A 10,462-nucleotide genomic window follows, 5' to 3' on the forward strand; every position below is an offset into this window, starting at 1 on the left:
CCGGCCGGACGCGCCGGCCGCCGCCTCCCGCTCGGCGGACCGGGCGCCCGGCGGGCGGGCGTCCGCGAGCGCGGCCGAGACGCCGTTCACCCGCCCGCCGGGCGCCCCGACCACGTACGCCGCCGGGCAGGCGGGCGAGGAGCTGCGGCGCCTGTCGGGGCCCCGCACGGGTGCGGACGTCCTGTCCGAGGGCGCGCGCGGCCCGGAGGTCGCCGAGCTGCAGCGGCGGCTGGCACAGCTGGACCTGTACGCGGGTCCGGCGGACGGCCGGTACGACGACGGGGTGACGGCCGCCGTGGCGCGGTACCAGCGGACGTACGGCGAGACCGGCGACCCGCCGGGCGTCTACGGACCCGCGACCCGGACCTCTCTGGAATTCCTCACCAACGGGCATTGACCGGCCCGTTTGCCGCCCTTACCACCTCGCCCCCCTGGCCTGCTGACCAGGGGGGCTTGGCGTGGGCCCGGAGCGCTTTGTATCGTGGTTGAACAAAGTGGTTCCGCCCGCTTCCCCTGACCGGCGGGCGGAGCCGCTTGTTCCCCTCCTTCAGCTCGCAGGCCCAGGAGTCCGCCGATGACGGCACCTCGCACACTCACCGCCCGCGCCCTGCTGCTCGACATGGACAGCACCCTCGTCAACTCCGAGGCGGTCGTCGAGCGCTGCTGGCGCCGCTGGGCCGCCGAGCACGGCATGGCCGCCGAGGACGTCCTGAAGGTCGTGCACGGTCGCCAGGGCTGGGCCACGATGGCCGCGCTGCTCCCCGACCGCCCGATGGAGCAGAACCACGAGGACAACCGGCGGATGCTGGAGCAGGAGACCGCGGACACCGACGGTGTCGTGCCGGTCCCGGGCGCGCCCGCCTTCATGGCCGCCATCGCCGACGTGCCGCACGCCCTGGTGACCTCCGCGAACGTCCCGCTGGCCGAGGCCCGGATGGGCGCGGCCGGGCTGCCGATGCCGGCCGTGCGGATCACCGCCGAGTCGGTCAGCGCCAGCAAGCCGGACCCCGAGGGCTTCCTCAAGGGCGCCGCCGAGCTCGGCTTCGCGCCCGAGGACTGCCTCGTCTTCGAGGACTCCGAGGCGGGCATCCGGGCGGGCCAGGCGGCCGGGATGCGGGTCGTGGGCGTCGGCGAGCGGGCCGCTGCCTTCGCGCCGACGGTCCAGGTGGACGACCTGACGCGGCTCACCGTCGAGGTGCTGCCCGAGGGCGGCGTACGGCTGCACGTCGCCGCCTGAGCGCACGGCAAAGACCAGAGGGGGCGCCACCCGGCCGGGTGGCGCCCCTCGGCGCTGTCACGGGGGTGCTCAGCCCGCGATCGCCTCGTACAGGCTGAAGCCCGCGAGGACGATCATCACGCAGGCGGCGATCTTCGTGATGAGCTTCAGGGGCACGAACCGCATCAGCGTGCGCCCGCCCAGGATGCCCAGCGCCGCCACCGCCCACAGGGCCAGCACGGCGCCGATGCCGACGGAGACCGGGTCGCCGTAGCGGGCCGCGAGGTTCGCGGTCATGATCTGCGTCAGGTCGCCGAACTCCGCGACCAGGATCATCATGAAGCCGGCCCCGGAGACCTTCCAGAAGCTCTGGTCGGCGGGCTTCTTGACCTCTTCCTCGTCGTCGTCCTTCTTGAACAGCAGCACGGCGGCGCCCGCGAGGAAGAGCACGCCGACGATCGCCTGGACCAGGCGGTGCGGCAGCAGCGTGAGCACGCTGCCCGCCGCGATGGCGAGCGCGACGTGCACCAGGAAGGCGGCCGCGACCCCGGCGAAGACGTAGGAGGCGCGGTAGCGCGTGCCGAGCATCAGCCCGGCGAGTGCGGTCTTGTCGGGCAGCTCGGCGAGGAAGACGACGCCGAAGACGACGGCTGCGACGGAGAGGCTGAACACGGGGTGGGATACCTCGTTCGGTAGGGCCGCGCCAAAGGGGCCCGGAAAAAGGGGTCGCTTCGGCACGGCAGCGTACGGACACTGCGGCCGAAGGTCTCGCTGGCGTACGGACGTGTCCGTACGCTCCGGGCGCCGGCGCGCCACGAGGGCGTGCAGTATGTCGACGGTCCGGCGAAGAGCTACTCCCCTTCTGCTGATCCCAAGGGTACGCGGTGCAACAGGCCGCGCGCGACCAGCTCCAGCACCACCGCCACCGCGGCCGCCTGCACGGCCAGCAGCGCCACCAGGACGAAGAGCTGCACCGCACCGGCCTGAACGGGGGAAGCGCCGCCCAGCAGCATGCCGACGAACGCACCCGGCAGGGTGACCAACCCCACCGTCCGGGTCTGGTCCAGCCCCGGCAGCAGCGCGTCGGAGACCACCGGCCGGGCCACCTCCAGCCGCGCCTCCCGGTCCGCCAGCCCGAGCGCGAGGCCCGCCTCGACCTCACCGTGGCGCGCGGCCAGCTCGTCCAGGGCGCGCCGGCCGCCCAGCACGGTCGCGGTGAGCGCGCCGCCGATGAGGATGCCGGTCACCGGGATGAGCGTGACCCCGCGGGCCGGCACCAGGCCGGTGAGCAGCAGGACGGCCACCACCGGCGCGACGCCCGCCGCGATCGGCGCAGCGGCCCACCACCAGGTGCGGTTGCGGGTGATCCGGCGGCCCGCCGTGCGCACCGCGACGGCGTACATCAGCAGCAGGAAGCAGACCAGCAGGGGGAGGGCGCGCACGACCCAGCCGATGAGGAAGGAGACGGCGGCGAGCTGGGCGGCGGCGCGCAGCCCGGCGACGGCGATGCTCCTCGCGTGGTCCAGCCGGCGCAGCGCGGCGGTCGCGACGGCGGCGACGAGCAGCACCGCGAGCACGACCCCGAGCGTGGTGTTCACCGGCAGCAGCACACGATCACCTTAGGGCGGCCGGCGACGGACGGGCAGGTCGGGAGAAACGCCAACGAACAGGCGTGCGGGGGCACCTGGCGGCGTGTCACCCCTTGATCTGACGTGAGCATGTCGTCACTCTGTTACCTGGAGACCACACGGAGGACATCCCCACGCGCCATCGTGTGGCCCGGCCGGTCACCCGACCGGCCGCCCGTCCTCCCCGACCGACCGCACATGGCTTCCCTTCCCCCACACCTCACGGGAGTTCCGATGTCCAAGGTCTACGCGCGTCGCGTGTCGCTCGCCGCCGGCTCGGCCGCCGCGCTCGTCTGCACGCTCGTCCTCAGCGGCCAGTCGGCGCAGGCCGCGCCGCCCGCGCCGCCGAGCGCTGCCACGGCCCGTACCTACCTCGCCGACATCAAGGAGCAGGCCGAGGGCTCGCAGGACGGGTACAGCCGCGACAAGTTCCCGCACTGGAGCGACCAGGGCAACAACTGCAACACCCGCGAGGTCGTCCTCAAGCGCGACGGCAAAAACGTTCAGACGGACAACAGCTGCGCCGCGACCAGCGGCTCCTGGACCTCCCCGTACGACGGCGCGACCTGGACCCAGACCTCCGACGTCGACATCGACCACGTCGTCCCGCTCTCGGAGGCGTGGAAGTCCGGCGCCGCCGACTGGACCACCGCGCGCCGCGAGCAGCTCGCCAACGACCTCACGCACTCCCAGCTGATCGCGGTCACCGACAACGTGAACCAGGCCAAGGGCGACCAGGACCCGGCCGAGTGGCTGCCGCCGAAGACCTCCTACCACTGCGAGTACGCGCGCATGTGGGTGTGGGTGAAGCACGAGTACGGCATGACGGCCGACTCCGCCGAGAAGGCCGCGCTGAAGAAGATCCTGGACGGCTGCTGACCCGGCCGCCTGCCGCAGCCGGGGCGGCTCCGCCCTCCTTCCCATGCCCGCGGAGCCGCCCCTCCCGTCTTCCGGCCGCTCCGTGAGCGGGGGCGGTCCTCCTATCCTCGGAGCCGACGCGCGGGCGGCTGCCCGTACTGAGGTGCGGGCACCGGCCCGCGCGAGGGAGGACCGCGATGACCGGACTGCGGCTCGGACCGCTGCTGCGCTACGTGGACGAGGACAGCGCGACGGTATGGGTGGAGACCGGGGCGCCCTGCGAGGTGACCGTGGCCTGCGACGGCGGCGCCACCGGCACCGACCGCACGTGGCAGGTGGCCGGCCACCACTACGCGCTGGTCCCCGTCGAGGGCCTGGCGCCGGGCGGCGAGACGCCCTACCGGGTGCTGCTGGACGGGACGCAGGTCTGGCCGCTGCCGGACAGCCCGTACCCGCCCTCCGTCATCCGCACGCTGCCGCCCGGCGGCCGCGGCCCGCTCTCCGTGGCGTTCGGCTCCTGCCGCTGGGCAGCCCCGCCCTCCGGAAGCCGGAGCCACCTGGCGGCCGTGCCGGGCGTGCCGGGCGACCGCCACGACCCGGCCGGCCCGGACGCGCTGGACACCCTGGCCGCCACCCTGGCGGGCGACCCGGCGCGCCCCCGTCCCGACGTGCTGCTGCTCCTGGGCGACCAGGTCTACGCCGACCAGACCTCCGAGGCGACCGCCGCGCTGCTGGCCCGCCGCCGGGACACCTCCCGGCCGCCGTGGACGCAGGTGGCGGACTACGAGGAGTACACCCACCTCTACGAGGAGTCCTGGCTGGACCCGGAGGTGCGCTGGCTGCTGTCCACGGTGCCCAGCTGCATGATCTTCGACGACCACGACGTGATCGACGACTGGAACACCTCGGCCGCCTGGCTGACCCGGATGCGCGCGACCCCCTGGTGGCGCGACCGGATCCTCGGCGGCCTGATGTCGTACTGGGTCCACCAGCACCTGGGCAACCTCTCCCCCGCCGAGCTGGCGCGCGACGAGCTGTACTCCCGCGTGCGGGCGGCGGCGGACGGCACGGACCTGGTGCGCGACTTCGCCGCCGCAGCGGACGCCGACCCGACGTGCGCGCGCTGGAGCTACCGGCGCGACTTCGGGCGGGTGCGGCTGGTCATGGTCGACACCCGCGCCACCCGCGTCCTGGACGAGGGCAGCCGGGCGATGCTCGACGCGCAGGAGGCCAAGTGGCTGCGCCAGGAGGTGCTGGACGCGCCCGGCGGCTACGACCACCTGCTGATCGGCAGTTCGCTGCCCTGGCTGCTGCCCCACCTGGTGCACGACGCGGAGGTGTGGAACGCGGCGCTGTGCGGCGGCGCGCGCGGCCCGCGCTGGGCGCGCCGCGGCGAGGCGCTGCGGCAGCGGGCCGACCTGGAGCACTGGTCGGCGTTCCCGGAGTCCTTCGCGGCGCTGGCCGAGCTGATCTCGGCGGCGGGCTCCGGCCCGGCGGCGCCCGCGACGGTGTGCGTGCTCTCCGGCGACGTGCACCACGCGTACGTGGCGGAGCCGCACTGGCCGGCGGGGCAGGGCCCGGCCGGCCGCGTCCTGCAGCTGACCTGCTCGCCGGTGCACAACAGCATCCCGGCGGTCATGCGGGCCGGGTTCCGCTTCGGCTGGAGCCGGGCCGGCCGGTGGCTGGGGCGTGCGCTCGCCCGGCACGTGGGGGCGGCGCGGCCGCCGGTGTCCTGGCGCCGCACGGGCGGTCCGTGGTTCGGCAACCAGCTGATGACCCTGACCCTGCGCGGCCGGGACGCCCGGCTGACCCTGGACCAGGCCCGGCAGACGGCGGCGCGGCGCGGCGGGCGGGGACGCGCGGCGGGGCGCGGGGCGCGGCTGGAGCGGGTGCTGGACCGCTCGCTGACGTGACGGGCGGGTGATCACCGGCGCCGGGACGCGGGATCCCGGTCGGTGCGCACCCCCTTGACGATTGCATTGGTCTGGACCACGCTGTCGGCACTTGGTACAGACCAAGTGACCGCACCTCGCCAGCTAAACGCTTGAAGTTGCAAGTACGACTAAGGTACGCCTAACCTCTGGCCTCCCGGTTACGTCCCCGACCGCAGGGAGTCTTTGTCATGCCCGCTTCTCTCACCGCGTTCACCGAACGCTCCCGGCCGCACGCGACGGCGCTCTTCCGCATCGTCACCGGCCTGCTCTTCGCCTGCCACGGCGCCTCGTCGCTCTTCGGCGTGCTCGGCGGCGCCATGGGCACCGGCCACACCGTGCCCGCCGGCACCTGGCCCGGCTGGTACGCCGCCGTCATCCAGTTCGTCGGCGGCCTCCTGGTCCTGTTCGGCCTGGGCACCCGCACCGCGGCCCTGATCAGCTCCGGCTCCATGGCGTACGCCTACTTCTCGGTGCACCAGGGCGAGGCGCTGTGGCCGATCCAGAACGGCGGCGAGCCCTCCGCGATGTTCTGCTGGGCCTTCCTCCTGCTGGTCTTCACCGGCCCCGGCGCCTGGGCGCTGGACCGGGTCTTCTTCGGGCCCGGCGACCGCGGCGAGAACGCCGGGGCGCCCGCCGCCGCCCCGCGCGAGCCCAGCGCCGCCTGACCCGGCGCCTGCCGCTCACCGCTCTCCGCTCAGACCCTGAGGGCCGCCCGTCCCGGCGGCCCTCAGGGCTTTTCCGTGCCCCTCGTCAGCCCTTACTTCGGCCCGTGCTTGAACGGCACGCTGAGGCAGCCCAGCCGGTCGCCCGCCATGCCCGCGTGCCCGTGCCCGGTCTCGGTCTTGTGGTCGTGGATCACCACGGAGCGCGCCTCGCCCGGCCGGAACCACCACCAGTGCTTCGAGGACACCGAGGCGTCACCGTCGGTGTCCGTGGTGAAGTCCAGCCACACCTCGTTCTCCGGGTTGGCGTACCGGGGGTCGGTCGACGGCTGGTGCGGGTCCTTCCGGTTCTGGTAGTGCGGCCCGGAGGAGTCCGGCTTCTCGCCGCACGGCTTGGTGTGGACGTGCGCGCCGTAGGTGCGGTGCGCCTTGAGCCCCTTCACCTTCAGCCGGATGGTCATGCCGTGGTCGTTCTTCCACTGCGCGACCGCGATCCGCGCCCCGGCCGGCACCTTCTCGGTGTTGTACGTCACCGCGTCGGACGGGTCGAACTCCGACACCGGGGTGAACCGGCTCTCCTTGCCGACCACGAGGTCTCCGCCGCCGGCCGGCCCGGCGTACGCGGGCACCGCCGCCGCGGGCACCGCCACCAGCAGCGCCGCCGCCGCTCCCGTCAGGAATCCTGCCGCCATCCCTCTGCCTCCTCGTCACTCCCCGTGTCCGCGGCGCGCGGACACGCGCCCAAGAGAACCGTCCCCGCCGGCCGGCCGTTCCGCGAGCCGTGGGGCGGCAGGCGGGTGCCGGACGCGGGCGCGGGGTGGCCCACCGCGTAGCCCAGCAGGCGGACTGCCTGGCAGGAAACCCGTGATTCGGACAACACCTGCGGCCCCCGGCACCGATCTCGGGACATCCCAGGCGTACGCTGTATGGCTGTACGAGCGACAAGCCGCCCCTGCCGCTGCCATGCGACGTCGCGGCCGGGGACGACTTGGAGTGACGAGGTGCTGGAAAGTCTGGGCGCACTGGCGGATCCGCCATGGATCCACCTGATCGTCGGGCTCTGCGTCCTCCTCGACGTCTTCGTGCCCTTCCTGCCCAGCGGCGTGCTGCTCATCGCCGCCGCGACCGCAGCCGGCACCCGCACCGCCACCGTCGGCGTCCCCGCGGTCAGCGGCGGCTCCGCCCTCGTCGACCTGCTCGGGCTCGCCCTGTGCGCCGCGACCGCCTCGGTCCTCGGCGACCTGGCCGCGTACCGGGTGGCCTGGCGCGGCGGCGACCGCTTCGACCGTGCCATAGCCCGCTCCCGCCGCCTGGCCACGGCGCAGGAACGTCTCGGCACCGCGCTCACCCGGGGCGGCGGGATCGTCGTGGTCCTGGCCCGCTTCGCGCCCGCCGGCCGCTCGGTCGTCAGCCTCGGCGCGGGTGTCGCACACCGCACCGTCCGCGAGTTCCTGCCCTGGTCGATGCTGGCCGGCGTCGCCTGGGCCGCGTACAGCGTGACGCTGGGGTACTTCGGGGGCCATCTGCTCGGCGCGACCTGGTTCAGCACGGCCGTCTCGGTCTTCGCCCTGTTCGCCGCGGGCTCGGCGGCGCTGTACGTGATGCGGCGGCCGGAACGCAGCGCCGCGCACACCGGCTAGTCACCGCGGGAACGGCGGCGCGGCCCCGGTGCCGGCCGGTCCGTCCCCGTACCCGCCCGGCGCCGTCAGTCCGCCGTCTTCTCCGGCTCCTCCCGCACCGCCTCCGGCACCACCGCGACCGGGCACAGCGCGTGCAGCAGCACCGCGTGCGCGACCGCGCCCAGCCGGCGGCCGATCGGCAGCCGCCTGCGGTGCCGCCCGACCACCACCAGGTCGCTCCGCGCCGACTCCTCGACCAGCTGCCCGGCCGCGTCCGCCGGGCGCAGCTCGGCCTCGACCGCGACGTCCGGGTACCGCTCCCGGTACCGCGTGAGCACCTCCGTCACCTGCCGGACCAGCGCGCCCTCGTACTCCCGCTGGGTCGTGTCGTAGGCGACGACGTAGTCGAAGGCGGCCGGTACGGCCATCGGCCACATGTACGCGGCGACCACCTGGAGCACCGCCCCGCGCCGGGCGGCCTCCTGGAACGCGAAGCCGATCGCCTCGCTCTCCCCCGCGTCCTCCGCCGTCGGATCGACGCCGAGGACGATCCGTCCGTGCGCGGCGCCGGGCTCCTGCCCCTCCGCCGTCTCCTGCCGTGCCCCGCCCCGGTCCGGGCGCGGGACGACCACGACCGGGCAGGTGGCGTGCGCGGCGCACGCCATGCCGTTGGAGCCGAGCAGCAGGCTCGCGAAGCCGCCCCGGCCCCGCGAGCCGAGCACCAGCAGCTGCGCCTGGTCGCCGAGGCCCGGGAGGATCACGTCCGTGAGCCCGCTGAGGCTGCGGAACTCCACCTCCGGCAGCTCGGCCCCCTCGGGCAGCTTGGTCCGCAGCTCCTCCAGGACGGGGTCGCCGGTGCCGGCTTCCGCCTCGGCGGCGCGCGCCGAGGTCACGTACGGCCATACGTGCACGACCTGGAGCGGCGCGGAGCGGAGCCGGGCCGCCTCGGCCGCCCAGTGCATCGCCCGCTCGCTGTCCGGGGACCCGTCCACCCCGACGATGACCGGCAACCTGTCCATGTCTGCCTCCCTACGTTCCGCCTGCGGGCCCGCGCGGCCGCCGCGGCCCGCCGATACCCGCGGCCGTCGCGGCCACTGCGCCCGGTACCCTGCCCGCGACCGGGCGATCGGTACGCATTACAGGCGATATGGGCGAGTATTCCGGACAGGCGCCCTCGGCGACGGCATGATCGGTAAGTGGCGTGTGCCCACGAGCCGCTAAAATCGAACTTCCTCGCACTGCCCGGCCCTTGGGCCGTGCCCGCTCCGGGACGCGCCCCGCCGGCCGTGCCGCCCGATCCAGGACGTCATGAACGCACTCCGGCCGAACGCCCCGCCGACCACCGCAGCCGCCCCGCAGGACGCCACTCCGGCACCCGTGCTCACCTGGGACGAAGGGGGCGAGCCACGGTCCGCCCGGTGGCGCTCGGAGAACGGCGCCGCACCGCCGCGGCGGGTGGCGGTCGCCGACGACCGCACGCGGGCCGCCGACGCGTACAAGCTCGCCTGCGAGGGCACCGCGCTGCTGTGGCGCGGCGACTTCCACAACGCGCGCCAGCTGCTGGCCGCGCTGGCCCGGCGCATCGACCGCCGGCCCCGCAAGCCGGCCCCCGCCGACGACCCGGCCCGCGCCTTCCACCTGCACCGCGCGGCCCAGAGCCAGCGCGCCCGCATCCTCGGCATGCTGCTCGTGCCGCTCGACGCCGCGTACGGCGTCCCGCTGCACCGCGCCCCCGACGTCCGCGCCGCCTGCATCCAGGCGTACGGTCCCGCGCCCGCGGAGAGCGGCGCTGCGGGCGGCACCCACTCGGTCGTCTCGCTGCGGGAGCTGCTCGGGCTGGTCGGCGCGTACGAATGGCACCGCAAGGGCGTCGAGATCCCGGCCCTCGGCGGCGAGCGGATCCACCCCGACTACGGCGTCTTCTCGCCCCAGCGCGGCGAGTACGTGGACCTGGTCGGGCGGGCCCCGCTGCCCGCCGACCCGCTCCCGCTGGCCTTCGACATCGGCACCGGCAGCGGCGTGCTGGCCGCGGTGCTGGCCCGGCGCGGCGTCCGGCGCGTCGTCGGCACCGACCAGGACCCGCGCGCGCTGGCCTGTGCCCGGCGGAACGCCGAGCGGCTGGGCGTCGCCGACCGGTTCGAGGCCGTCGCCGCCGACCTCTTCCCCACGGGGCGCGCCCCGCTCGTCGTCTGCAACCCGCCGTGGCTGCCGGCCAAGCCCACGTCCGCCGTGGAGTACGCCGTCTACGACCCGAACAGCCGGATGCTGCGCGGCTTCCTCGCGGGCCTCCCGGCGCATCTGACGCCGGGCGGCGAGGGCTGGCTGATCCTCTCCGACCTGGCCGAGCACCTGGGGCTGCGCACCCGCGCCGACCTCCTCGCCCTGTTCGAGGCGGCCGGCCTGACCGTGCTCGACCGGCTCGACATCGCGCCGCGGCACCCCAAGGCACGCGACACCTCGGACCCGCTGCACGCCGCCCGCGCGGCGGAGGTGACGTCCCTGTGGCGGCTGGGCGCGGCGGAGGACTGAGACACCGGCACCGGGA

General features: G+C 74.9%; 11 protein-coding genes. 7 read left to right on the forward strand and 4 right to left on the reverse strand.

The features are described from left to right. Both C3486_RS35150 and C3486_RS35155 read left to right on the forward strand, forming a co-directional pair. The coding region (locus C3486_RS35150; protein WP_146075125.1) for a peptidoglycan-binding protein at positions 1-397 on the forward strand (397 nt) is incomplete at its 5' end. A 177-nt stretch (positions 398-574) separates the two neighbouring features. Then, positions 575-1,237, forward strand: coding sequence for an HAD-IA family hydrolase (locus C3486_RS35155; RefSeq protein ID WP_103836927.1), 663 nt, complete (start codon positions 575-577; stop codon positions 1,235-1,237). A gap of 69 nt (positions 1,238-1,306) precedes the next feature. On the opposite strand, the gene C3486_RS35160 is transcribed toward C3486_RS35155, so the two are convergent. Both C3486_RS35160 and C3486_RS35165 read right to left on the reverse strand, forming a co-directional pair. Then, entirely contained in the window at positions 1,307-1,888 is a 582-nt protein-coding gene (locus tag C3486_RS35160) for a TMEM165/GDT1 family protein (RefSeq protein WP_103836928.1), read from the reverse strand. Between the two features lie 179 nt (positions 1,889-2,067). Next, positions 2,068-2,826, reverse strand: a complete 759-nt coding sequence (locus tag C3486_RS35165; RefSeq protein ID WP_103836929.1) for an ABC transporter permease — start codon at positions 2,824-2,826, stop codon at positions 2,068-2,070. 252 nt (positions 2,827-3,078) lie between these two features. Here C3486_RS35165 and C3486_RS35170 point away from each other — a divergent pair, with 252 nt between their 5' ends. From C3486_RS35170 to C3486_RS35180, 3 genes are all read left to right on the forward strand, one after another. Beyond that, positions 3,079-3,723, forward strand: coding sequence for an HNH endonuclease family protein (locus C3486_RS35170; protein WP_103836930.1), 645 nt, complete (start codon positions 3,079-3,081; stop codon positions 3,721-3,723). A 176-nt stretch (positions 3,724-3,899) separates the two neighbouring features. Then, positions 3,900-5,615, forward strand: coding sequence for an alkaline phosphatase D family protein (locus C3486_RS35175; RefSeq protein ID WP_103836931.1), 1,716 nt, complete (start codon positions 3,900-3,902; stop codon positions 5,613-5,615). 209 nt (positions 5,616-5,824) lie between these two features. After that, the gene (locus tag C3486_RS35180; protein WP_103836932.1) at positions 5,825-6,301 is read left to right on the forward strand and encodes a DoxX family protein; all 477 of its coding nucleotides are present in this window, start codon (positions 5,825-5,827) and stop codon (positions 6,299-6,301) included. Between the two features lie 92 nt (positions 6,302-6,393). Here the strand turns inward: C3486_RS35180 and C3486_RS35185 are convergent, their stop codons facing one another. Further along, positions 6,394-6,990 (reverse strand): superoxide dismutase family protein, encoded by a 597-nt coding sequence (locus tag C3486_RS35185; RefSeq protein WP_103836933.1) that lies wholly within the window; start codon positions 6,988-6,990, stop codon positions 6,394-6,396. 309 nt (positions 6,991-7,299) lie between these two features. Here C3486_RS35185 and C3486_RS35190 point away from each other — a divergent pair, with 309 nt between their 5' ends. Continuing rightward, a complete protein-coding gene (locus C3486_RS35190) occupies positions 7,300-7,938 on the forward strand; it encodes a DedA family protein (protein ID WP_103836934.1) in 639 nt (212 codons plus the stop codon). 65 nt (positions 7,939-8,003) lie between these two features. On the opposite strand, the gene C3486_RS35195 is transcribed toward C3486_RS35190, so the two are convergent. Then, positions 8,004-8,936 carry a universal stress protein gene (locus tag C3486_RS35195; RefSeq protein ID WP_103836935.1) on the reverse strand — a complete coding sequence of 311 codons (933 nt, stop codon included), beginning with the start codon at positions 8,934-8,936 and terminating at the stop codon, positions 8,004-8,006. 289 nt (positions 8,937-9,225) lie between these two features. Here C3486_RS35195 and C3486_RS35200 point away from each other — a divergent pair, with 289 nt between their 5' ends. Continuing rightward, positions 9,226-10,446, forward strand: coding sequence for a class I SAM-dependent methyltransferase (locus C3486_RS35200; protein ID WP_103836936.1), 1,221 nt, complete (start codon positions 9,226-9,228; stop codon positions 10,444-10,446). Positions 10,447-10,462 lie beyond the last annotated feature (16 nt).

This window comes from Streptomyces sp. Ru73 (genome assembly GCF_002920575.1).
GTDB lineage: Bacteria > Actinomycetota > Actinomycetes > Streptomycetales > Streptomycetaceae > Streptomyces.